This is a genomic window from Paraburkholderia fungorum, from assembly GCF_046026025.1.
Classification (GTDB): Bacteria; Pseudomonadota; Gammaproteobacteria; order Burkholderiales; family Burkholderiaceae; genus Paraburkholderia; species Paraburkholderia fungorum_E.
Window position 1 is genome coordinate 35,291 of the sequence record NZ_JAQQFL010000012.1, and the last position, 24,563, is coordinate 59,853.

17 protein-coding genes are annotated in these 24,563 nt (G+C 61.4%); 8 read left to right on the plus strand and 9 right to left on the minus strand.

Features of this window, described 5'->3' with window-relative positions; translation table 11 throughout:
• Positions 1 to 67: 67 nt before the first annotated feature.
• On the minus strand, positions 68 to 1,528 hold the full coding sequence (locus PQR67_RS15190) for an NAD-dependent succinate-semialdehyde dehydrogenase (RefSeq protein WP_408460426.1): 1,461 nt from the start codon (positions 1,526 to 1,528) through the stop codon (positions 68 to 70).
• Between the two features lie 664 nt (positions 1,529 to 2,192).
• Complete coding sequence (locus PQR67_RS15195; RefSeq protein WP_172161415.1) at positions 2,193 to 3,476, minus strand: 4-aminobutyrate--2-oxoglutarate transaminase; 1,284 nt, start codon at positions 3,474 to 3,476, stop codon at positions 2,193 to 2,195.
• Positions 3,477 to 3,599: 123 nt separating this feature from the next.
• Here PQR67_RS15195 and pdxR point away from each other — a divergent pair, with 123 nt between their 5' ends.
• Positions 3,600 to 5,117 (plus strand): MocR-like pyridoxine biosynthesis transcription factor PdxR, encoded by a 1,518-nt coding sequence (gene pdxR, locus PQR67_RS15200; protein WP_408460429.1) that lies wholly within the window; start codon positions 3,600 to 3,602, stop codon positions 5,115 to 5,117.
• 25 nt (positions 5,118 to 5,142) lie between these two features.
• Here pdxR and PQR67_RS15205 read toward each other — a convergent pair whose 3' ends face one another.
• Together PQR67_RS15205 and PQR67_RS15210 are read right to left on the minus strand one after the other, a co-directional pair.
• Complete coding sequence (locus PQR67_RS15205; protein WP_408460432.1) at positions 5,143 to 5,979, minus strand: EamA family transporter; 837 nt, start codon at positions 5,977 to 5,979, stop codon at positions 5,143 to 5,145.
• A 94-nt stretch (positions 5,980 to 6,073) separates the two neighbouring features.
• On the minus strand, positions 6,074 to 7,000 hold the full coding sequence (locus PQR67_RS15210; RefSeq protein ID WP_408460434.1) for a LysR substrate-binding domain-containing protein: 927 nt from the start codon (positions 6,998 to 7,000) through the stop codon (positions 6,074 to 6,076).
• Positions 7,001 to 7,106: 106 nt separating this feature from the next.
• Here PQR67_RS15210 and PQR67_RS15215 point away from each other — a divergent pair, with 106 nt between their 5' ends.
• Positions 7,107 to 7,808, plus strand: coding sequence for a hypothetical protein (locus PQR67_RS15215; RefSeq protein ID WP_408460437.1), 702 nt, complete (start codon positions 7,107 to 7,109; stop codon positions 7,806 to 7,808).
• A gap of 319 nt (positions 7,809 to 8,127) precedes the next feature.
• Positions 8,128 to 10,122 (plus strand): hypothetical protein, encoded by a 1,995-nt coding sequence (locus tag PQR67_RS15220; protein WP_408460439.1) that lies wholly within the window; start codon positions 8,128 to 8,130, stop codon positions 10,120 to 10,122.
• A 44-nt stretch (positions 10,123 to 10,166) separates the two neighbouring features.
• Here PQR67_RS15220 and phnE read toward each other — a convergent pair whose 3' ends face one another.
• From phnE to phnC, 3 genes are read right to left on the minus strand one after another with little or no spacing between them, the layout of a single operon-like run.
• Positions 10,167 to 11,009, minus strand: coding sequence for a phosphonate ABC transporter, permease protein PhnE (gene phnE / locus PQR67_RS15225; RefSeq protein ID WP_408460442.1), 843 nt, complete (start codon positions 11,007 to 11,009; stop codon positions 10,167 to 10,169).
• On the minus strand, positions 11,006 to 12,001 hold the full coding sequence (phnD, locus tag PQR67_RS15230; RefSeq protein ID WP_408460444.1) for a phosphonate ABC transporter substrate-binding protein: 996 nt from the start codon (positions 11,999 to 12,001) through the stop codon (positions 11,006 to 11,008). Before phnD ends, phnE begins: the two co-directional genes overlap by 4 nt.
• A 41-nt stretch (positions 12,002 to 12,042) precedes the next feature.
• A complete protein-coding gene (phnC, locus tag PQR67_RS15235) occupies positions 12,043 to 12,948 on the minus strand; it encodes a phosphonate ABC transporter ATP-binding protein (RefSeq protein WP_408460447.1) in 906 nt (301 codons plus the stop codon).
• 291 nt (positions 12,949 to 13,239) lie between these two features.
• Here phnC and PQR67_RS15240 point away from each other — a divergent pair, with 291 nt between their 5' ends.
• The 4 genes from PQR67_RS15240 (at position 13,240) to PQR67_RS15255 (ending at position 21,116) form a co-directional block, all read left to right on the plus strand.
• Entirely contained in the window at positions 13,240 to 14,274 is a 1,035-nt protein-coding gene (locus PQR67_RS15240; RefSeq protein WP_408460449.1) for a M14 family zinc carboxypeptidase, read from the plus strand.
• On the plus strand, positions 14,271 to 15,047 hold the full coding sequence (locus PQR67_RS15245) for an alpha/beta fold hydrolase (protein ID WP_408460452.1): 777 nt from the start codon (positions 14,271 to 14,273) through the stop codon (positions 15,045 to 15,047). The genes PQR67_RS15240 and PQR67_RS15245 overlap by 4 nt, the downstream gene beginning before the upstream one ends.
• A gap of 145 nt (positions 15,048 to 15,192) precedes the next feature.
• Positions 15,193 to 20,034, plus strand: a complete 4,842-nt coding sequence (locus PQR67_RS15250; protein ID WP_408460454.1) for an NAD-glutamate dehydrogenase — start codon at positions 15,193 to 15,195, stop codon at positions 20,032 to 20,034.
• 176 nt (positions 20,035 to 20,210) lie between these two features.
• Complete coding sequence (locus PQR67_RS15255) at positions 20,211 to 21,116, plus strand: cation diffusion facilitator family transporter (protein ID WP_408460456.1); 906 nt, start codon at positions 20,211 to 20,213, stop codon at positions 21,114 to 21,116.
• 42 nt (positions 21,117 to 21,158) lie between these two features.
• Here the strand turns inward: PQR67_RS15255 and PQR67_RS15260 are convergent, their stop codons facing one another.
• Positions 21,159 to 22,139, minus strand: coding sequence for an aldo/keto reductase (locus PQR67_RS15260; protein WP_408460459.1), 981 nt, complete (start codon positions 22,137 to 22,139; stop codon positions 21,159 to 21,161).
• Between the two features lie 249 nt (positions 22,140 to 22,388).
• Between PQR67_RS15260 and PQR67_RS15265 the strand changes: the two genes are divergently transcribed.
• Complete coding sequence (locus PQR67_RS15265; RefSeq protein ID WP_408460461.1) at positions 22,389 to 23,462, plus strand: purine-nucleoside phosphorylase; 1,074 nt, start codon at positions 22,389 to 22,391, stop codon at positions 23,460 to 23,462.
• 776 nt (positions 23,463 to 24,238) lie between these two features.
• Here the strand turns inward: PQR67_RS15265 and PQR67_RS15270 are convergent.
• Positions 24,239 to 24,553, minus strand: coding sequence for a DUF4148 domain-containing protein (locus tag PQR67_RS15270; protein ID WP_408460464.1), 315 nt, complete (start codon positions 24,551 to 24,553; stop codon positions 24,239 to 24,241).
• Positions 24,554 to 24,563: the final 10 nt, after the last annotated feature.

Genomic DNA, 24,563 nt, shown 5'->3' on the forward strand with positions numbered 1-24,563 from the left:
TTGTTGTTGTTGTTGTTGCTCAAGTTAAAACGGCCGCGTCGGATATGCCGACGTGGCCGTTTTTGCGTCAGATACCGCCGACGCACATGTACTTGATCACCACGTAATCGTCGATACCGTAGTGCGAGCCTTCGCGGCCAAGACCGGATTGCTTGACTCCGCCGAACGGCGCGACTTCGTTGGAAATCAGGCCGGTGTTGATCCCCACCATGCCATATTCGAGCGCTTCCGCGACACGCCAGACGCGGCCGATATCGCGGCTAAAGAAGTACGACGCGAGGCCGAATTCCGTATCGTTGGCGAGGCGGATCACTTCTTCATCCGACGAGAAGCGGAACAACGGCGCGAGCGGACCGAAGGTTTCGTCGCGCGCGACCTTCATGGCCGGCGTGACATCCGCGAGCACGGTCGGCTCGAAGAAGCCGTGACCGAGCGCGTGGCGTTTGCCACCGGTGACGATGCGAGCCCCTTTGGCGAGGGCGTCTTCGATATGCGACTCGACCTTGAGCACGGCGGCTTCGTTGATCAGGGGGCCTTGCGTGACGCCATCTTCGGTGCCGCGGCCGACCTTGAGTAGCTCGACGGCCACGCGCAGTTTTTCGGCGAATGCGTCGTAGACCTTATCGTGCACGTAGAAGCGATTCGTGCATACGCAGGTTTGACCGCTATTGCGATATTTCGACGCGATGGCGCCCGCGACGGCCGCATCCAGATCCGCGTCGTCGAAGACGATGAACGGCGCGTTGCCGCCGAGTTCGAGCGACACTTTCTTGACCGTCGGCGCGCACTGCGCCATCAGCAGACGGCCTACCGGCGTGGAGCCGGTGAAGGACAGTTTGCGCACGATCGGATTGCCGGTCATTTCTGCGCCGATTGCTTTCGGCTCGCCCGTTACGACATTGAACACGCCGCGCGGCACACCGGCGCGTTCGGCCAGCACGGCGAGGGCGAGGGCCGACAGCGGTGTGGCTTCGGCCGGTTTGACGATGATTGGGCAACCGGCGGCGAGTGCCGGGCCGACTTTACGCGTGATCATGGCCGCCGGAAAATTCCACGGCGTGATGGCTGCGCAGACGCCGATTGGTTCTTTCGTCACGATGATGCGTTTGTCGCCTGCCGGCGTGGGGATGGTGTCGCCGTTGACGCGTTTGCCTTCTTCCGCGAACCATTCCAGGAACGAGGCGGCGTACAGGATTTCGCCTTTGGCTTCGGCGAGGGGCTTGCCTTGTTCGGTGGTCAGAATCGTTGCCAGATCGTCGGCGTTTTCCAGCATCAGGTCGTGCCATTTACGCAGGATCGTGGCGCGCTGTTTGGCGGTGGTGGCTCGCCATGCTGGCCATGCGGCGTTGGCTGTGTCGATTGCGCGGCGGGTTTCGGCGGTGCCCATGCGGGGCACGGTGGCGATGGTTTCGCCTGTGGCTGGGTTTTTTACTTCGAATGTCGTGTTGTCTTCGGCGGATTGCCATTCGCCTGCTATGTAGGCTTTTGTTTTTAGAAGGGTGGGGTCTTTTAGGACTGGCGTCGGCATTTTGGGGTTTCGCTCCAGGGGGTGGGGGGTGCTGCTCGATGCCTGGTTTGGTGGTTTGCCTGCTGCGTTGGCCTTTCCTTGTTTTGTTAGTGGTCTATTAGCGTTCCCCCTGTGCGGGGGGGCACCTACTTTTCTTTGCCTGCCGCAAAGAAAAGTAGGCAAAAGAAAGCGGCTCACACCGCTAACTCTTAAGCGGGTCCCCCGCACAGCCACGGTAGTGGTGCATCTGGAATCCGTGCCCTCGCACATTCGGCGCCAGTGACAAGGCACTCATACTTCCGGCGGCGCTGGGCGCGCCGAAGCGCACTTCACAAAACCCACCGCTGCGGTCTTGCTGGCGCTACGCGAAACTGAAACCTTAGGGTTCCCTGGCATACCCATCCGCGACGCACGCAGTGCGGAGTGGGAGCTAGCGAATCCTTTGTCACTAACGCGGAATGTGCGAGGGCACGGATTCCAGATGTACCACTGCCCCCTCCAAGCCAGGGGACCCACTTATGAGCTGGCGGTTTGAGCCGCTTTCTTTTGCCTACTTTTCTTTGCGGCAGGCAAAGAAAAGTAGGTGCCCCCCCGCACAGGGGGAACGCTAATAGACCACAAAGAAAACAAGGAAAGGCCAACACAGCATGCAACCATCCACCAAGCGCCGCGCAGGCAAAAAAAATCAAACAGCTACAGCAACACTTTCCTTCAACACAGCTTCAAGAATCCCCATAGCCTCATCAAAGACAGAGTCCTGAATCGTAAGCGGGAACAAGAACCGAACAACGTTCGAATAAACACCACAAACCAGCAACAACAACCCGCGCTCCAGCGCCCGAGCCTGCACCCGCTTGGTAAAGTCAGCATCCGGCTCAGTCCCGCCAGCCTTGCAGAATTCAACAGCCACCATCCCACCCGGCCCACGCACATCGGCGATCTGCGGAACTTCGCTCTGCAGCGCGATCAGCTTGGCCTTGACACGGTCACCCAAAACAGTAGCCCGCTCGCAGAGCTTCTCTTCATCGATGATATCGAGCACGGCATGCGCGGAAGCAACCGCCAGCGGGTTACCCGCGTAAGTGCCCCCCAGTCCGCCAGGCGCGGCAGCGTCCATCAGGTCAGCACGCCCGACCACACCCGACAACGGCATGCCGCCCGCCAGGCTCTTGGCCATCGTCATCAGATCCGGCACCACGTCATAGTGATGCATTGCAAACAACTTGCCGGTACGGGCAAAACCCGTTTGCACTTCGTCGGCGATCAGCAGAATGCCATGCTCATTGCACAGCTTGCGCAAGGCGCGCACGAACTCGGCCGGCGCCGGATAGAAGCCGCCTTCGCCCTGAACCGGTTCGAAAATAATCGCCGCAACGCGCTTCGGATCGATGTCGGCCTTGAACAGAAACTCAATCGCCTTCAGCGAGTCAGCCGTGGTCACGCCGTGCAGCGGATTCGGGAACGGAGCATGGAACACGTCCGCCGGGAACGGGCCAAAGCCGATCTTGTACGGCGCAACCTTGCCGGTCAGCGCCATGCCCATCATCGTGCGGCCATGGAAACCGCCCGTGAAGGCGATCACGCCCGGACGGCCAGTCGCGGCACGCGCAATCTTGATGGCGTTTTCAACGGCTTCCGCGCCCGTCGTGAAGAAGGCGGTTTTCTTCGGATAGTCACCCGGCGCACGCGCGTTGATCTTCTCAGCCAACTCGACGTACGACGCGTACGGCACGATCTGATAGGCAGTGTGCGTGAAATGATCGAGCTGGTCGCGGATCGCCGCCAGAATCTTCGGGTGACGGTGGCCCGTGTTGCACACGGCAATACCCGCAGCGAAATCGATGAAACGGCGGCCTTCGACGTCCCACAACTCGGCGTTCTCCGCGCGCTCAGCGTAGAAATCGCACATCACCCCGACGCCGCGCGGCGTAGCGGCGTCTTTGCGGCTCTTCAGTTCAGCATTCTTCATGGTTGTCTCCTTGGCTCCTCGATTTTGCAGGGGACTGCGTGCTCAACGCAGCACATGCAAAGACTATAATGAGATTTGGCTCTTAATTTCAGAGCCATTTCAATAAAAAAATAGGAGCCAATCATGCGCGCGAGCGTTTTGTCCGACTGGCTGGCGCAGCGCCTCGACCGTGGCAACGGCCAGCCGATCTATCGTCAGTTGCATCGGCTGTTGCAGCAGGCGATCCTGTCGCGCGAATTGCCGGCGGGCAGTAAGGTGCCGTCGTCGCGTCTGCTGGCGCAGGAGTTGGGCATCGGGCGCAATACCGTCACCCAGGTGTACGAGCAATTGGTGCTCGAAGGCTATGTGAGCTCGGCAACCGGCCGCGGCACGTTCGTCGCCGATAGCGCGCCGGACGAGATCGTCGGTGCGCCCGACACCGACGCGCCGGGCGCGCCGCTCGAATCATTGCCGCCGCCGCTCCCGTTGCAGGTCAAGCGCGCGCTGTCGACGCGCGGCGCGCGGCTCATCGCGGGGGCGGGGGTGTCGAAACGGCAATGGGGCGCGTTCATGCCGGGGGTGCCGGATGTCACGAAGTTTCCGGCGCGCGTGTGGAGCCGCTTGCACAACAAGTATTGGCGCCGGCTGCGCCCTGACTTGCTGACCTACGCGCCAGGCGGCGGGCTGGCCTCGTTGCGGCACGCGCTGGCCGATTATCTGCGTACCTCGCGCTCGGTGCGTTGCACGCCCGAGCAGATCATCATCACGACCGGGATTCACCAGTCGGTCGATCTGGCCGTGCGTCTGCTGTCCGATCCGGGCGACGTGATCTGGACCGAAGATCCGTGCTACTGGGGCGTGCGCAGCGTGCTGCACGTCTCCGGCCTGCAATCGCGGCCAATCGCCGTCGATGAAGAAGGCATCAATCCGTCCGCCGACGATCTCGCGCAACCGCCGAAGCTGATACTCGTCACGCCGTCGCATCAATATCCGCTCGGCATGGTGATGAGCCTCGCCCGGCGTCGCATGCTGCTCGAGTACGCGCGGCAGAACCAGTGCTGGATCATCGAGGACGACTACGACAGCGAATACCGTTACGGCAGCCGGCCGCTGGCATCGCTGCAAGGTCTCGATAGGTCCGGCCAGGTGATCTACGTGGGCAGCTTCGGCAAGACGCTGTTTCCGGGCTTGCGTATCGGCTACCTGGTCGTACCGGAAGCACTGGCCGAGAGCTTCGCGACCGCGAGCGCGGAGTTATACCGGGAAGGGCAGTTGTTGCAGCAGGCGATGCTCGCGGAGTTCATCGCGGAAGGGCATTTCACGTCGCATATCCGCAAGATGCGCACGCTTTACGGGCAGCGTCGCCAGACCCTGCTGGACGCCGCCGCGCACCGTTATGGCGATGCGCTGCCGGCCGTGGGCGGCGATGCCGGTTTGCATCTGGTGATGCAATTGCCGGAAGGCAGCGACGACCGCGCGGTGGCGACCGCGGCGTTGGAGCGCAATATCGTCGTGCGGCCGTTGTCGGGGTATTACGCGCAACCGGCGCTGGCGCCGTCGGGCTTGCTGATCGGCTATGCCTGCGTGCCGGACGAGGAGATCGCGCCCGCCTTCAATACGCTGGCGGATGCGATCGACGCGACGCTGCTGCAGTTCGCCTGAGCGTGGAGCGAGGGGCTTTACGGCTTCAAAGCCGGATCAACACCGCCCCCAGCGTAACCATGGCGCATGCCGCGATACGCCGCGCCGTCAGCTTCTCGCGCATGAACAGCCAGCCGATCAGCACCGCGAAGATCGAGCTCAGCTCCCGCAGCGCGGAGACCATCGCGATCGGCAGGTAGCGGTAGGCCTCGATGATCAGGCAATAGGCGGTGAGCGCGAGCACGCCGGACGCGATGCCCTTGAGCACCACCGTGCGGCCGATGAACAGCCCGCGGGCGCCGCCGCGCCAATGCCAGGCGAGCAGAAACTGCGGGATATTCCAGATCAGATAGACCCACATGATGTAGCTCAGGCCGTTGCCCGCTACACGTGCGCCGATTCCGTCGACGACCGAATACGTCGCGATGAAGAAGCCGGTCAGCAGGGCAAACGGCACGCTTTCACCGGAAAACCGCATGCCGCGGCGAAACGCCAGCGAGACGATGCCGAGCGACACCAATGCCACCCCGAGCGCCGCCAGCGGTTTGAGCGCCTCGTGGGCGAACACCATCGCGCCGACGAACACGAGCATCGGCGAAAGACCGCGAGCAATCGGATAGATTTGCCCAAAGTCGCCGCTCTTGTAGGCGCGGATCAGTGCCAGCAGGTAGCCGAATTCGAGTACCACCGACGCAAAGATATAAGGCCACGCGGCCGGGTCGGGCAAAGGCAGCACGATCACGCCGACCGCGCTGACGGCCATATACGGAATCGCCATCATGCCGAGCAGCCATACACGGTCTTCGGATAGATGCAGAAACGCGTTCCAGGTGGCGTGAAGCAGCGCGGAAAGCAGGACCAGCGAGACGACCAGGGTGTCCATCGACGTTCAGGGAGAGGAGAAAGAAGGCCGCAGAGGCGGCCACAAGCACGTGATTATTCCAGCAGAACGCCGCAATGGCCGAATCACGTTTTAACTAGAGGGGCTTTGAAGCGGTTCGGGGCACCTCTGCCGGCACCTGCAGCGCATCGTCGAACAACCAGTCGAGAAACAGGTTGAGTTCGCGATCCTGCGGCGCTACGCGATACAGGCAATGAAACGGCGGTCCTTCGAGTCTGACTTCCGGAAAGAGCGCGACCAGCCGCCCGCGCTGTATGTCCTCTTCGACGATCGCCTGAGGCGCGAGCGCCACGCCGAGTCCGCTTGCGGCTGCCTGCACGAGCAAAAAGAACTGCTCATAGAAGGGGCCGCCGAGCGTTTCGCCGGCCGGCACCGCCGCGCAGTGGAACCAGTACTGCCAGGCCTCCGGCAAGCCCGCATAGTGCAGCAGTCGTGCTTGCAGCAAATCGGCGGGGGTCCGTAGCGCATCCAGTCCGGGCAGATTGGGCGCGCATATGGGCACGGCCACATTGGCGACGAGCGGCCGCGAGTCGAAGCCGTAGCGGCGCAGATTCGGTTGGTAGCGGCGGATGATGGCGTCGTGCGACTCGTCGAGGGTGTCGATGTTCAGGCCGTTGACGGTAACGATCTGCACGTCGATTTCAGGGTGTTGCGCGTGAAAGCGCGCGAGCCGCGGAATCAGCCAGCCGTGCGCGAACGACCCCGATGTATTCACACGGAGGGTTCGTCGCGCGGTATTGCCGCTCATTTGCGCGGTGGCTTCGGCCAGCCGGCTCAGACAACCGGCGACATCGACCAGATAGTGCCGGGCGTGCGGCGTCATCTGCAGCGTGCGGCCGTGGCGTTCGAACAGCTTTTGCCCGAGATAGTCTTCGAGCGCGCGAATCTGCTGCGTGACCGCGCTATGCGTAACGCACAGTTCTTCGGCCGCTTTGGTGAGGCTGCCGAGACGCCCGGCGGCCTCGAAGCTGCGCAAGGTGTTGAGAGGGGGCAGGCGGCGCATGAAAAGCCCTATATCCAAGTATTGCTTGTATTTCTAACAGAAACTTTCCATTGAGGATATCGCCTTCATGCTTTTACGATAAAGCTTTCTACTACCGGTCATCGCAATGGCATCGCCTGTGCTGCAACGCGCCACACCCCAGTTTTTCTGTTATCCGAAGGCGAGGCGCTGCCCGTTCTGGCGCAGTGTCTGCATGAGCGCGGGCATCGTTGCCATGCTGGGCGCATGCAAGGCGCCGGATCCGAACGAACGGGTGACAGGCTCCGGAGGCACCGCTGTCAAATACAGTTCGCGTCAGGTGAGCGTGGATCTGACCGACAGCGAACGTACCGCGCTTACCACCATGCGCGACCGCAGCTTTCCGGGCGCCACGCGGGAGAAGGTGCTGACGGCGGTCGCAGCGGCGTTGAAATCGAGCGGCTACGCGCCGGTTACAGTGGAAACGGACACCGCGCTAGTCGAAGCAGGCCGCGCGGAAGTGCTGGCGCCGAAATGGCGCGAAGTGCTGCGTGGCGTGCTCAAGACGCGTATCGGCATGCTGCCGGCCAAACCCGATCACCAGTACACCGCGGCGCTCGTCAGTGTACGGGCGGCGGAAGGCGGTCAAGGTGTCGTCGTGCGGGCGCGTTTCGACAATACGGTGTGGGACAGCAACGGCGACGCCCGCACGAAGACTGTGCTGGCGCGTGAAGAATATGAAGCGTTCTTCGGCAAGGTCGGCGAGGCGTTGAACCGTGCTGCCGTTGATTCACGCGATTCTGTTCCTGCACCTGTGGACTTCGGCTGGGCAAAGTCCCCGACTAAGTAAGCAGTTCCTCTTCCATGAACTTGCAGAAAATTGCTCATCCGGCAAAGGCGGAGGTTGCCGCCCGGTGCTGAAATTCATGCGAGTCGACGCGGAGTGAATGCGTTTGATGGTGTGTTGAGGTTTTTAAAGGAATGCGAAGTATTTAAATGGGAACATAGCCATGTCAGGCGAAAATCCCAGTCAGGACTTAATTCAAATGAGGAGATATTTTTTCGATACCTACAGTATTTCGTCATCTCGTGGACTAGAGTAATTACTGTATTTCAAAGTGTCGAGATAGGAAGAGATTTTCGACGTTGCGCAATCACAGGAGACAGCCGTGAAAGAGCCAGACTCATCACAAGTGATCCTATGTGGACCAGGCAACGCGTGGGCATTTGTGCGGATAGCCGTGAAGGCGTATCTCGTCATGCAGATAGCATTATTCTGCCAGATGTCATTTGCACAGGATACCAAACCATTAATGAACAAGGTCACGGCGGTCAAGCCGAAGGTCGCGAATGCGCCAGCGGCCCTCGCGGTCCTGCAACTGGAGTGGCATAAGTCGCTGATCAACACGCCTGTTCCACATGAGGGTTGTTTCCAGGCCGAATACCCGAAGCTCGGATGGAGAGAGGTTACCTGTGCCAAACCACCGGACATTCCGATGCCGCCCAGGCAAGGTGCGCTGCCCGATACTGTCGGCAACGGCTATGACTATTCGGCGCAAGTTTCCGGAAAACTGATCTCCGTGATCGGGTCGTTTTCGACCGCGAACACGACCGGTGAAAATGGTTACACCTATCAATCGCCATCCACGCAGGTGGCCAACGCATACACCTTGCAAATCAATAGCAACTTTTTCGCTTCGCCACCCGCGTGTACTGGGACGGCCAATCCAGGCTCCTGTCAGGGCTGGCAACAATACGTGTATTCCAGCAAATCCGGCGGATCGGCGTATATACAATACTGGCTTATCAACTACGGAAACTCATGCCCGTCGGGGTGGATTCAATATCAGGGCAGTTGTTTTCGTAATTCCTCGCAGGCTGTGACCGTTACATTGATTCCCGCGACCTCGCTCGCACAAACGAATATGACGGGCAGTGTCGCGGCGGGAGGCAATGACCGTCTGGATCTGGCGTCGGGCGCGACCCATTACGTTATGACCAGTCCTGACAACATGCTGGGCCTGGCTGACTACTGGACGACCGCCGAGTTCGCGGTCGTTGGCGATTGCTGCGGATACAGCGCTAACTTCAATGCAGGAACGGCGTTGGCTGTCACGACAACCGTCCACAACAGTACAACGGGCGCACCGAGCTGCGTACTCGAAGGATTCACAGGTGAAACCAACAACCTGAATATGGTCAATACTCCGCCGATTCCGACGCAGGCCGCGCCAACGCTGCTGTCCGATCAGTCGAGCGCATCGTCGTCGGCGGCTGCGTGCGCTGTTGCGTCAGGCATCGCAGACACGCATCTGCATACTTTCACGCCGACGCCGCAGGCGGTGAACGGGCCGGCGAGTAATCTCAACTATGATTTTCAGGCGCAAGGTGAATTCGTTCTGGCGTTGACCGATATGGGATTCCAGGTGCAAACGCGACAGATCTCGGGCGCCCCTCAATGGCCCAACGCAGCCGTCAACCAGGCCATTGCGGCCTCGATTGGCAAGACAGTTGTGGTGTTCTCAGTTGCAGGCAACAAACCACAGGTCTTTGCTAACGGATCGCCGGTCGTACTGCGCGACGGAGAAAAGCGAGTGTTTGCCGGCGACGGTGATCTGACGCGCCACGGTAATGCATACGTTGCGCGCGACATGCATGGCAATTCGGTGCAGGCCATCCTGCAAAGCGCTCCAACCGATTACATCGACGTGTACGTCGGATTGGGGCGGTGGCCGGCGAACGTGCAAGGCCTGCTGGTCAATGCCAAAGGCAACGTCAATGCCGTGGTGGCGCGCGATGGGAAAGTCATTCCGGCGCCATTCAACTTTGGAACCTTTTATAGCGCTTACGGTGATAGTTGGCGTGTCCCGGCGAATCAGTCGCTGTTTGACGCCGGGCGCCTGAGTCTCGCAGCCCTGACCGACTCGAATCCCGTCCAACCCTTCTACGCGGCCGATCTAGCCCCCGCGGTGTACAGCAAGTCACGGGAGCAATGTGTCGCGGCGGGTGTCAAGCCGCAAAACCTCGAAGATTGCGCACTAGACGTGGCTGTCATCGGTGACAAACATGTGGCGTTGTCGCACGTCAACGCGCGGATTCCGGTTAGTGGCTTCAGGGGCGCAATCTTTACGGAGGAGGCGGCAAAGTCGCTGGTCAACAAGTGACCTGAGCGGGATGAAAACCTCCCGTCCTCAGGTCGTTCCTTGCATCAGGTCACGCGTTCGCGCAGCCACGCGGACGCCATATCGATCACCGTCACCACAACGATCACCATGATCATCACCGCGGCCGTCTGCGCGTAGTTGAACGAGCGGATCGCTTCGTACAGCACCACGCCGATCCCGCCCGCGCCGACCATGCCGACCACCATCGCCGAGCGCACGTTCGATTCGAAGCGATATAACGCGTACGAGATCCACAACGGCAGCACTTGCGGCAGCACGCCGTAAATGATTTCGTCGAGACTGGTCGCGCCGGTGGCGCGCACGCCTTCGGCCGGACGCGGATCGATGGCCTCGACCGCCTCGGCAAAGAGCTTGGCGAGCACGCCCGTGGTATGCACCCACAACGCCAGCACGCCGGCGAACGGACCGAGTCCTACCGCGACGATGAACAGCATCGCGAAGACCATTTCATTGATCGCGCGGCACGCGTCCATCAGGCGGCGCATCGGCTGCACGACCCACATTGGCGCCATGTTGTGTGCGGACATCAGTCCGCATGGCACGGCGCATACCAGCGAGAGGACGGTGCCCCAGACCGCCACCGACAGCGTCACGACCATCTCGTGCAAATAGCTGCGCCATTCAGTGAAGTCCGGCGGGAAGAAGTCCTTGGCGAACTGGCCCATGTTGCCGGAGTCGGAGAGCAGATCGAGCGGACGCATGTCGGCGCCGTGCCACGCGCCACCCAGCACGGCAAGCACGGCGATCCAGCCGATGAGCGACAGCCAGCTGCGCTTGCCGGCGGCAGGCGCGGCGTGCGATGCCGCCTGCGCGGCGAGCGTTTCGCTCGCACGCGTGGGCGACGTGATCCGGTCAACCGTGTTCATTGCTTGGATACGGCGCTATTGAGCGCGCTCATCTTCGCATCGATGTCGGCCAACTGGGTCTTGCGGTCGTCGTCGGAAAGATGCGTGTCGTTCTCGATCTTCTGCTTCTGCCGGTACAACGCGACCTGGCGGATCGGCAGCAATTGCGCATCCGACGATGCCGCGAAGCCGGCGTAACCCGTGATCGACGCCATCACCTCTTTTTCATGCGGATCGGTCTTGCCGTAGTTCAGGAAGAAGTTGCGGATCTTGTCCTTGGTGGCCTGCGGCAGATCCTTGCGCCATACCAGCGGATCAGACGGAATCAGCGGCGAGGTCCACAGCACACGCACTTGTGCGAACTTGTCCGGGTGCTGCTGCTTCAGCGTGTCGAGCATCTCGGTGTTGTTGGTCGCGACGTCGATCTTGTTGTTCACCACGGCCAGCAGGTTCGCTTCGTGGCTCGACGGCAGCACCGCCTTGAACGACGTATTGATCGCTATGTTGCGCTTGGCGAACAGGTAGTAGCCCGGGATCAGCGTGCCCGAGGTGGAGTTCGGATCGCCGAAACCGAGCGTGACGTCCTTCGTATTCTTGAACACGTCGTCGAGCGTCTTGAAGCGGCTGTTGACATTGGTGATGAGCACCGACTTATAGCCGAGGTCGCCGTTCGCATACAGGACCTTCGCGAACACTTCGCCTTGCGAACGATCCACCGCTTCGATCGCCGATGCATTGCCGAAATAGCCGACCTGTACCTTGTTAAAGCGCATGCCTTCGATGATGCCGGCGTAGTCGGTTGCGAAGAACGCTTTGACGTTCAGGCCGGTTTGCTTGTTCATGTCCGCGATCAACGGCTCCCAGCGCTGTTTGAGCACGGAGGAGGAGTCGGTCGAGATGATGCCGAGGTTGAGGTCCTCGGCGTGTGCGGTGGCGGCGCAGGCGAATGCGGCCGCACCGACAGTCAATGTGATCAATGAACGTACTGAACGTAATGAACGCAGGAATCTCATCGCTTTGAAGTCCGGTTGGGTGAGCAGAATGGGGGGCGCGCTCAGTTCGAGTGCGCCGGATTGAGGGCGAACGCATAGCGCGTCGAGGTGGGTGCCGCGCCTGGCGCCAGACCGCCGGTGTCGCCCCCGTTGGCGGCGCTATCGGTGCTATCGGCGCCGCCCTCGTTGAGCAGTTCACGGGCGTCGTCGCCATAGAGTTTCTTAAGCAGTGCCGGGCTCAGCGCGGCGGAGGGGCCGTCATAGACCACCTTGCCGCGACGCAGGGCAACGGTGCGCGGGCAAAACTGCATGGCGATATCGACCTGATGCAGCGACACCAGCACCGTCAGTTGATGCTCGACGTTCAGCGTGCGCAGCATCTCCATCACGCGGCGCGACGATTCGGGGTCGAGCGAGGCGATCGGTTCGTCGGCGAGCACGATGCGCGCGCGTTGTACCGGCGCCCGCGCCAGTGCGGCGCGTTGCTGCTGACCGCCGGAAAGATTGGCGGCGCGTTCGCGGGCGTGGTCGCCAATGCCGACTTCATTGAGCGCGGCCATCGACAACACCCGCTCCGCGACCGGAAAGCGCCCGGTGAGACGGCGCCACAAAGGCAGCCGCGCGAGCGCGCCGATCAGCACGTTGCTCTCCACTGAAAGCCGGTTCACCAGATTGAATTGCTGGAACACGAAGCCGATATCGCGGCGAATGCTGCGCACCTCTCGCACGATGCGGCCGTTCTGCTGGATCGGGCGGCCGAGAATCGCGATCTGCGAGGGCTGCGCATCCGAGGCCGTGAAGCCCGCGATGTGCCGCAGCAACGTCGACTTGCCCGAACCCGAGGCGCCGATCAATGCAACCATTTCGCCCGGCTCGACACGCAGATCGATTTCGTCCAGGGCCTTGCGGCCGTTGCTGAACGTCTTGCTCAACCGTTCAATACGGATGGCTTCCCGAATTGTTTCCATAAGTACCCCTTGATGCATTCGGCCATTGCCGGCATGTGTGGGGCTCATTCTAGGAAGCGTCTGTGACGGTTGAGTGAAGGCATCGCAACGTCTAGACGACTATATCTTCGCGTGTCTTTTTTGCGTCGCCGGAAAGGCAGGGAGATGTCATTCATTCGAATAAAAAATGACACCTGTATGACACGATTTGCAGTGGGTCGGGCCGGTTTCGCATGATCGTGTGTTGCCAGGCTATATTGCGTCATTCGGTGTGCCGTCCCCAATAACCTTGCAGTCCCTTTCGATGTCGTCATGCAGCCTTTGAGCTTTCTTCCCGACAGTTTTGCGGAGTACGAAGATCTCAAGACGATCCTTGAGCAGGGCAGCGCCAGCTTCGAGATTCGCACCGTGTGCGAGACGACGGTGCGAGGGCGGCAATTCGCCGTGCACACCGCGAGTATCGGTTCGACCGACCCGCTCGCACCGGCGATCGGTTTTTTTGGCGGGATTCACGGGCTCGAACGGATTGGCTCGCAACTCGTGCTCGACTACATGCGCGCGCTGCTCGCCCGCCTGGAATGGGACGAGCTGCTAGTGCGGCAATTACAGTCGATTCGTCTGATCTTTATGCCGATCGTCAATCCGGGCGGCATGTGGGCCGCCACGCGCGCCAATCCCAACGGCGTCGATCTGATGCGCAATGCGCCGCAGAATGCCGACGAACGCGTGCCGCTGCTCGCCGGCGGACAGCGGGTGGGCGCATGGCTGCCCTGGTATCGCGGCCGGCCGGGCGAACCTATGGAGCCGGAGGCGGCCGCGCTCCTGCGGGTGGTCGAAACCGAAATGGCCGCGCGGCCCCTGAGTATTGCGCTCGACTGCCACTCGGGTTACGGCTGGCGGGATAGCATCTGGTTTCCTTATGCGCGTACGCGCAAACTGATGCCGCATTTGCCGGAAATGTACATGCTGAAAACCATGTTCGAGCGCGCGCATCCGCATCATGGCTACGCGTTCGAGCCACAGAGTCATCAATATCTGCTGCACGGCGATCTGTGGGACTTCGCGTACGACCGCGCGCCGGCGCCGAACATCTTCCTGCCGATGACGCTTGAACTCGGTTCGTGGCTGTGGATCAAGAAGAATCCGCGTCAACTGTTTTCGCGCCAGGGCATGTTCAATCCGGTGAAGGCGCACCGCACCGCGCGCGTGCTGCGGCGTCATGCGAATCTGCTTGATTTTCTCGCGCGCGCGGCGTTCTCATCGCAACGCTGGCTGCCGCAAGGCAATCGTCGCGAGCAATTGCTGCAAAGCGCGACCGACCATTGGTCCAAACCGGCAGCCTTATGAGCACATGGATTCTGTTGCGTGGCCTGACGCGCGAAACACGCCACTGGGGCCATTTGCCCGGCTTGCTGCGCAAGGCGGCCGGCGCGGACCGCCTGCTGCTGCTCGATCTGCCGGGCAATGGCGAGTTCACCCACTTGCGCGCGCCGGCGGATGTAGAGGAGATGGTGAGCTTCGTGCGGATTGCTGCGCTGCAAACCGGAGCAACCGGCCCTTATCGCGTGCTGGCGATGTCGCTCGGCGGCATGGTGGCGACAGACTGGGCGCAACGGCATCCCGGCGAGATCGAGCGGCTCGTGCTGATCAATACCAGTATGCGGCCGTTCAGCCGCGTGCACGAGCGCTTGCGTCCATCCGCGTGGCCGGGGCTTCTGGGCGTGGCGGCTCACTGGCGCGACGCGTCACGCGCGGAAAGCGGCATCCATCGGCTCACATGCAACAACGTCGACACGCTGGGCGCGGACCTCGAGGTATGGAGCGAGATTCGCGCAAGCGCGCCGGTGAGCCGGGGCAACGCGTTACGACAACTGTGGGCGGCCGCGCGCTTCAATGCGGCGGCGACGAAACCGCGTTGTCCGCTGCTGATTCTTGCTTCGCGCGCCGACCGGCTGGTCAACCCGGTGTGTTCGGCGAAACTCGCGGCGGCGTGGGGCGCAACGCTTTGCGAGCATCCATGGGCCGGTCACGATCTGCCGCACGACGACCCGGCGTGGACCAGCGAGCAGGTTCAAGCATGGTTGAAGCAGGAGGCGAGGGAATCGAAGGCCGTGCTCTAAACAGAAGCAGGACGCATACCGGCAGCGGGTATAACCTAAGTGAGCTCGCGCATCGCTTTTCGGGCGGCAGGCGCATAATCCCCGTTCAGACGATGCATGCGAATCGAGCGATACTCGCTATTGCCGCCCGCCAGGGGAGTTGATCATGCAAGCAAAGAATGAAGAAGCCGTCACGCACCTGCTGAACGATGTCTTCGAATTTGCGCGTGGGCGCTTGCCGGAGCCGACCTTCAAAGTCGTCGAGCCTTTCCTGCGGCACTACTATGATTTCGTCGACGCCGACGATCTGCAGAGCCGCGCGATCGCCGATCTTTACGGCGCGGCGCTTGCACACTGGCAAACCGCGCAGCGTTTCGTGCCGGGCAGCGAACGGCTCCGTGTCTATAACCCGATACTCGAACAGCACGGCTGGCATTCCGATCACACGGTGATCGAAATCGTCAACGACGACATGCCGTTTCTGGTCGATTCGGTATCGATGGCGGTCAACCGCCTCGGGCTCGCGCTGCATTCGGTCGTGCATCCGGTGTTTCGCATCTGGCGCGGTGCGGATGGCAGTATTGTGCGAGTGAGTCAGGGTGCTGAAGATGCCACCGATACGCGCTCGCAGCTCGCCTCGTTCATTCACTTCGAAGTCGACCGTTGCGGCGACGCAGCGAAGCTCGACGCATTGCGTGACGAAATCGCCCGGGTGCTGCGCGACGTGCGCGCCGCGGTGGAAGACTGGCCGAAGATCGTCGAACTCGCGCGCGTCACCGTCAAAGGCATGAAAGCCGGCGAGGCGGGGCCCGAAGGTGTCGAGGCTCGCGCGTTTCTCGAATGGATGGTGGCCGATCATTTCACGTTTCTTGGCCAGCGCGACTACGAGCTGGTGCAGAACGACGGCGGCTTTGGCTTGCGTGCGATGCCCGGCTCCGGCCTCGGCATTCTGCGTGACGCGTTGCGTCCCGCGGGCGCCGCCGAAATCACGCCGTTACCGCCGGCGGCCGCCGAGATCATCTCCGGCTCGTCGCCCATTTTCCTGACCAAGGCCAACTCGCGCGCGACGGTGCATCGTCCGGGCTATCTGGATTACGTCGGCATCAAGCTGGCGGGAGCGGACGGCAAGGTAATCGGGGAGCGGCGTTTTATCGGTCTGTATACCTCGACCGCCTACCTGGTTTCGGCCTCGGAAATTCCGATTGTGCGGCGCAAATGCGCGAACATCGTGCGGCGGGCCGGTTTCCTGCCAAAGGGCCACCTGGCTAAATCGCTGGTGACGGTGCTCGAAACTTACCCGCGCGACGAACTCTTTCAGGCCGACGAAGACCAGCTCTACGACATCGCGCTGGGTGTGCTGCGTTTGCAGGAGCATCAGCGCACGCGCCTGTTCGTGCGGCGCGACCGTTTCGATCGCTTCGTATCGTGTCTGGTGTTCGTGCCGCGCGACAAGTACAACACCGATCTGCGGCAGCGCATTGCCAACCTGCTAGTCGATGCATTCAACGGCGAAAGCGTCGAATTCACACCGCTGTTATCGGAGTCGACCCTCGCGCGGATTCATTTCGTCGTGCATGCGAAGCCGGGCGGCATGCCCCATGTGGATACGCGTGAGCTCGAAGCGCGGCTCGTGCAGGTCACGCGCCGCTGGCAGGACGATCTCGCCGACGCATTGCTCGACGCATTCGGCGAAGAGCAGGGCAACCGTCTCCTGCAACACTATGCGGATTCGTTTCCTCCCGGTTATCGCGACGACTATCCGGCGCGTACCGCGGTGCGCGATATCGAGCTGATCGAGCGTGTGCAGGGCAGCGAACGACTTGCCATGAACCTGTACCGCCCGATCGAAGCCGGGCCGCGCGCGTTTCGTTTCAAGGTTTATCGTGCGGGATTGCCGATTGCGTTGTCGCGCAGCTTGCCGATGCTCGAACATCTGGGCGTGCGTGTCGACGAGGAGCGGCCTTATCTGATCGAATCGCTCGACGCCACGCCTGCGTGGATTCACGACTTCGGGCTCGAACTCGCGGACGATGCGGAGTTCGATATCGAACGGGTGAAGAATCTTTTCGAAGACGCGTTCGAACAGGTGTGGACCGGCGGAATCGAAAGCGACGACTTCAACCGCCTCGTGTTGCGCGCGCAACTGAATGCGCGCGAGGTGACGATTCTGCGTGCTTATGCCAAGTACTTGCGGCAGGTGGGTTCGACATTCAGCGACGCGTATATCGAACGCGCGGTGACCGGCAATCCGGAGATTGCCCGCATGCTGGTGGAGTTGTTCATTGCGCGCTTCGACCCGGCCCAGGGCGTGACGCGCGAGGCACGTGTCGATGGATTGTTGAAGAAGATCGACAGCGCGCTCGATCAGGTGCCGAATCTCGACGAGGACCGGATATTGCGGCAATTCCTCGGCGTCATCAAGGCCACGCAGCGCACGAACTACTATCGCTTCGACGCTCAAGGCCAGCCCAAGCCGTATCTGTCGTTCAAATTCGATCCCGCGCATGTCCCCGGTTTGCCTGAACCGAAACCGATGTTCGAAATCTGGGTGTACTCGCCGCGAGTGGAAGGCGTGCATTTGCGCGGCGGCCGTGTGGCGCGCGGCGGGCTGCGCTGGTCGGATCGGCGCGAGGACTTCCGCACGGAAGTGCTCGGCTTGATGAAGGCGCAGATGGTGAAGAATGTGGTGATCGTGCCGGTCGGCTCCAAAGGCGGCTTCGTCGTGAAGAATCCGCCGCCGCAGACGGAGCGTGATGCGTGGATGCGCGAAGGCATCGCCTGCTATCAGACATTCCTGCGCGGCCTGCTCGATTTGACCGACAACCTCGCGGGGACGACGGTGGTGCCGCCGCCCGACGTGGTGCGCCATGACCCCGACGATCCGTATCTGGTGGTCGCCGCCGACAAGGGTACCGCCACCTTCTCCGACTACGCGAACGCGATCTCCCAGGAATACGGTTTCTGGCTCGACGACGCCTTTGCGTCGGGCGGCTCCGTCGGTTATGACCACAAGAAAATGGCGATCACAGCGCGCGGCGCGTGGGAGTCGGTCAAGCGGCACTTCCGGGAAATGGGCGTCGATACGCAGGCGACGGATTTCACCGTGGTTGGCGTCGGCGATATGTCGGGCGACGTGTTCGGCAATGGCATGCTGCTGTCGCCGCATATCAAACTGGTGGCCGCATTCGATCACCGGCATATCTTTCTCGATCCGAACCCCGATCCAGCGGTAAGCCTTGCCGAACGTGGGCGCCTGTTCGGTCTGGATCGCTCGAGTTGGGCCGACTACGATCCGTCGTTGATCTCGGCGGGCGGCGGGGTGTTTCCACGCACGGCCAAGACGATTCCGTTGTCGCCAGCGGTGCAGTCGGTGCTCGGCATCAGCGCGCCGGCGCTCGCGCCCGCGGAATTGATGCGTGCGATTTTGCAGGCGCCGGTCGATCTGCTCTACAACGGCGGCATCGGCACCTACGTGAAAGCGACCCGTGAAACGCATCTGCAGGTCGGCGACCGCGCCAATGATGCGATCCGCGTCAACGGCGCCGATCTGCACTGCAAGGTGGTCGCGGAGGGCGGCAATCTCGGCCTCACGCAACTGGGGCGTATCGAGTTCGCGCAGCGCGGCGGCCGCATCAACACCGATGCGATCGACAACTCCGCCGGCGTCGACTGTTCGGACCACGAGGTCAACATCAAGATTCTGCTGGGTCTGGTCGTCTCCGACGGCGAAATGACCGAGAAGCAGCGCAATGCACTGCTCGCGGAGATGACCGACGAAGTGGGCCTGCTGGTCTTGCAGGACAACTACTACCAGACCCAGGCGCTCTCGATCGCGGGCCGCTACGGCGTCGAATTGCTCGATGCCGAAGTGCGCCTGATGCGCTACCTCGAACGCGCGGGTCGTCTCAATCGCGTGATCGAATTCTTGCCGACCGACGAAGAAGTCGCTGAACGCCTGGCCGCGAAACAAGGGCTGACCACACCCGAGCGCTCGGTGCTGCTTGCCTATAGCAAGATGTGGCTGTACGACGCGTTGCTCGACTCGTCGATGCCGGAAGACCCGCTTGTCAGCGACATGCTGATCGAGTACTTTCCGAAGCCGTTGCGGCAGCGCTTTAGCGAACCCATGCAACGTCACCCGTTGCGGCGCGAAATCCTCGCCACGCATCTGACCAATGCGCTGGTGAATCGCGTGGGCTGCGAGTTCGTGCATCGCCTGATGGAAGAGACCGATGCGAAACCTGGCGACATTGTGCGGGCCTGCATCATGGCGCGCGACGTGTTCGATCTCGACGACGTGTGGCGCAGCATCGACGCGTTGGACAACCGTGTTGCCGACGACGTGCAGGCACGCATGTTCGTCGAGGTGGCGCGGCTCGTCGAACGCTCGGCGCTGTGGTTTCTGCGGCAGTTGCAAGCGGGGGGCGTTAGCGACGGCGATGTCGCCGGCTTGCTCGCACGCTGCCGCGATGCGGCGCAGCGCCTCGCGCCGCAATGGCCCGCGCTGCTGCCGGGCGCGGATCTCGAAGCGTTGTCCGAGCGGCAACGTGTGCTCGCGGACGCCGGTGTCGACAGCGAACTGGCGGTGCGAATCGCCAGCGGCGAGATCTCGGCGGCTTTGCTCGACATCGCCGAGGTGTCGTCGACTTGCGGCCGCACGATCGAGCTCGTGGCAGGCGTCTACTTCGCGCTCGGTACGCTGCTGAACTACGGCTGGATCAGCGAGCGCGCGACCGCGCTGCCCGCACCCACGCACTGGGACATGCTGGCGCGCGCCACCGCGCTGGCGGAACTCGCCCGCCTGAAGCGCGCGCTGACCACGAGCGCGCTGGCCGACGCCGACGACGCCTCCACGCCGGAGGGTCTGGTTCAGGCATGGCGCGAGAAGCGCGCCGCGCAACTCGAGCGTTACGCGCGCCTGCTTGCCGATTTGCGGGCTACGGGCGGCGCGAGCTTGTCGATGCTGCTGGTGATCGTGCGGGAGATGGCTGCGCTCGAAAGGGCATAGCGCGACGAAGGGCGACGAAGGGCGAGCAGGAGCCGATGCGCTGAATGCGTGACGAAACCCGGCGTAAGACGACGTAGAGTGGCGCCGGGGTTGGACGCATGCCACCTGGCGTGTCCATAATACGCACTCTTGCCAACTGAAAGCGCTCTGCAAACTCACGGACCCCCGCCACGACGATGAAAGAAGAATCGCCGAAAGCCATTTTCTATGCGCTTGCCGCCAACCTCGGCATCGCCATTTGCAAGTTCGCTGCTGCCGCCTTCACCGGTTCCGGTTCGATGTTCGCCGAAGCCATTCACTCCACCGCCGATTGCGGCAACCAGTTGCTGCTGCTATTCGGCTTGCGCCAGGCGCGCAAGCCCGCGAGCCCGTTGCATCCAATGGGCGGCGGCCGCGAGATTAATTTTTACTCGCTGCTGGTGGCGTTGCTGCTGTTCTTTGTGGGCGGCGCGTTTTCGGTGTACGAGGGCGTGCATCGTCTGTTTGTGCGGGAACCTTTGCAGTACGCGTATGTGGCGCTCGTCGTACTCGGCGTCTCGGTCGTGCTCGAGGCCCTCTCGTTGTGGGGCGCGGTCAAGGAAATCCGCAAGACGCATCCCGACAAAAGCATGTGGCGCTGGTTTCGGGAAACGCGCGAGTCTGAACTGCTGGTGGTGGCCGGCGAGGACATTGCCGCGTTAGCGGGGCTTGCGATGGCCTTCGTCGCCGTGCTGCTGACCATGGTGACCGGGAATCCGGTCTATGACGCGTTGGGCTCCATCGGCGTGGGTGTGTTGCTGATGGTCATTGCGTGGCTGGTGGCGCGTGAAGTGAAGTCGATGATCGTTGGCGAATCGGCGAGCCCGGAAGTGCGCCGCGCGATCGAGGCGCATCTGCGCGCCCGCTCCGAGATTCGCAGCATCATGAACATGATCACGCTGCAATGGGGCCGCCACGTGGTGGTGGCGGTGCAGGCGGAAATGATCGACTATGCGAGCGGCCGCGCGATGGTCGATGCGATCAATGTGATCGAAGCGGACCTGCAGGCGGCGTTTCCGCAAGTGCGCTGGGTGTTTTTTGAACCGGACGTGCCGCGGGTTTGATGCGTTGTCTTGCGGGTGGAGCACGCCCGGTTCCTTAGCCGCTTATTGGAAACCGGTCACCGCATGCGGTACGTACAGTTCTTCCAGTTGACGGATTTCGTCCGCGCCCAGATTCAACGATAGTGCCGCGACCGCATCGTCCAGGTGATGCAGCCTGGTCGCACCGACGATGGGCGCGGTGATCGGCTTCTTCTGCAACACCCACGCGAGCGCCACTTGTGCCCGCGGCACCCCGCGTTCGCTGGCAATCGCGCTGACGCGTTCGACGATCCGCCGATCCGCGTCTTCGGTGTGGGCGTATAGCGTGCGACCGAATGCGTCAGTCTCGGAGCGTGCGCTTTCGGTGTTCCAGTCGCGCGTCAGACGTCCGCGTGCCAGCGGGCTCCATGGAATCACGCCGATGCCTTCGCTTTCGCACAGCGGCAGCATCTCGCGTTCCTCCTCGCGGTATAGCAGGTTCACGTAGTTCTGCATGGTCACGAAACGCGTCCAGCCATTACGTTCGGCGACGTGCAACGCCTTGGCGAACTGCCACGCATACATCGACGACGCGCCGATATAGCGTGCCTTGCCTGCTTTCACGACGTCGTGCAGTGCTTCCATGGTTTCTTCGATCGGCGTACTGTCGTCCCAGCGGTGGATCTGATACAGATCCACGTAATCCGTACCGAGACGCCGCAGGCTGTTGTCGATTTCGGCCATTATTGCCTTGCGCGACAGGCCTGCGCCGTTCGGGCCGGGATGCATGCGGCTATTCACCTTGGTGGCCAGCACGATCTCGTCGCGCTTCGCAAAGTCCTTCAGCGCGCGGCCGACGATTTCTTCGCTGGTGCCGTCCGAGTAAACGTTGGCGGTATCGAAGAAATTGATGCCATGGTCGAGTGCCTGCTTGATAAAGGGGCGTGCCGCTTCATCGTCGAGCGACCAGGGGTGGGTGCCGCGAGCGGGCACGCCATAGCTCATGCAGCCGAGACAAAGACGCGATACATCGAGGCCGGTGCGGCCGAGTTTCACATAGTCCATCGTGGTGCTCCAGGGGTGAGGCGCGCAAAGGCGGTGCGTGCAGGGAGGCCTCCATTATAGGAAGGGCAGCGTTGACGTGCTGAGAGGGCGACGGGCCGGCCAGGCGCGCGGAATATGCCGGTGTTCAACCGCGGCGCATGAAATGCCGCAACGCGTAGTGGAAAATAATTTCTTCGCATCTATACTTCTTTCGGCCTGAAGGCAGCCCCTCTCCCAATCTGCATCAAAAGAAAAAAGGAAGGACCACCGATGCTGACTCGCACACTTGGCGCATTCTGCGCAATGACACTGGCGGCTTGCGCCGCTTTCACATCCGGCGTGGCCAGCGCTGACGACAGCGCCGGTTATTCGCAAGGCGACGGCGGCTCGCACGGGCGGCCGGTCAAGGTGATGATCATTTCGATGTTCGGACCAGAGGGCCAGGTGTGGCTGGACCGGCTTGGGCCGTGGCGCGAGATTACGGTTGACGGCCTGTCGCCCGATTACCCGACGGTACATTGCAATAATCAGGACGTGTGTGTCATGACCACCGGCATGGGGCATAGCAACGCTGCCGCGTCGATCATGGCGTTGACCTTCTCGCCGCGCTTCGATTTGCGGCATACCTACTTTATGGTGGCGGGGATTGCCGGGATCGATCCGCAACAGGGCACGGTCGGGTCTGCCGCGTGGGCGAAGTACCTGGTGGATTTCGGGATTCAGTGGGAGATCGATGGGCGGGAGATTCCGCCGGGTTGGAATACCGGGTACCTTGGGATCAACACCACGAGTCCTGCGGCTAAGCCGCCACTGGACTATCGGACGGAGGTGTTTCAGTTGAATACGCAACTGGCCGATACAGCGTTTGCTTTGTCGCGGAGTGTGGTGCTATCTGACAGTGCTCAGGCGCAGGCTGCGCGTGCCAAGTATTCTTATGCGCCGGCGAACCGGCCGCCTACCGTTATTCAATGCGATACGTTGGCGGGAGACACGTGGTGGTCAGGGACGCTGCTTGGGCAGCGGGCGCGGGATTGGACGAAGATTCTGACCGATGGCAATGGGGTTTATTGCACGACGCAGCAGGAGGATAACGCGACGTATGAGGCGCTTAAGCGCGCGGCCTCTGTGCATAAGGTGGATTTGAACCGCGTTGCGGTGTTGCGGGCCGGGTCGGATTTTGATCGGCCATATGATGGGCAGACTAGTGCCGATAATCTGCTTAACTATGCTGCGCAAGGGGGCTTTACGATTGCTATTGAGAACCTGTACAGGTCGGGGAATCCGCTTGTGCAGGATATTGTTAGTCATTGGGGGGAGTGGCGGGACGGGGTGCCTAAGAGGTAGGTTTTTTGCCTGCGTGGCGCTTGTCTGTGTGCTTGTGGTTTTGGCCTTTCCTTGTTTTTTTAGTGGTTTATTAGCGTTCCCCCTGTGCGGGGGGGCACCTACTTTTCTTTGCCTGCCGCAAAGAAAAGTAGGCAAAAGAAAGCGGCTCAAACCGCCAACTCTTAAGCGGGTCCCCCGCACAGCCACGGTAGTGGTGCATCTGGAATCCGTGCCCTCGCGCATTCAGCCCCGGTGACAAGGCAGTCATACTTCCGGCGGCGCTGCGCGCGCCGACGCGCACTTCACAAAACCGATCACTGCGGTTTCCCTGGCAGACCCGTCCGCGACGCACGCAGTGCGGAGTGGGAGCGAATGAGTGCTTTGTCACTAACGTGGAATGTGCGAGAACACCGATTCCAGATGCACCACTGCCCCCTCCGAGCCAGGGGACCCACTTAAGAATTAGCGGTTTGAGCCGCTTTCTTTTGCCTACTTTTCTTTGCGGCAGGCAAAGAAAAGTAGGTGCCCCCCGCACAGGGGGAACGCTAATAGACCGATAAGAAAACAAGGAAAGGCCAAAACCACAAGCACACAGACAAGCGCCACGCAGGCAAAAAAAACCAAAAAACCTCTACCGTTGCGGCGCCCGATAAGGCATCCAAACAGCCGCATCCAAATCCCAATGATCGAGTTCAGACGGTGTCATGACATGCTCCTTTGCAAAGAATAAAAGACCAGAACCCACCGCAATAAAAAAATCCTTATGGAATCCAAATCATCGCGGTAGCGAACCAAGCTTACTGCCCATCAGCAACCCGCGTCACATCGCCACTTCTACCTTCTTGCAATGCAATCCGCGCAGCCTGCGTTTGACCAATCAAGCCTTTATTCGGGTACGAAGTACGATTCAGCGCGGGCAGCGACCCATCCCGATACGCCGCAACCAGTTCGGCCTGAACTTCAGCACGCGTTTTACCACCTGTGCTCGCAACAGCTTGCGTTTCATATGTGCCCGCATGGCCAATACCCCCACCACCAGCATTGCCTTGTGCGAACACCGGCGCGCTGGCAAGCAGCGAAATAACCAGACCTGCTAAGAGATTGCGTTGCATGATTCACTCC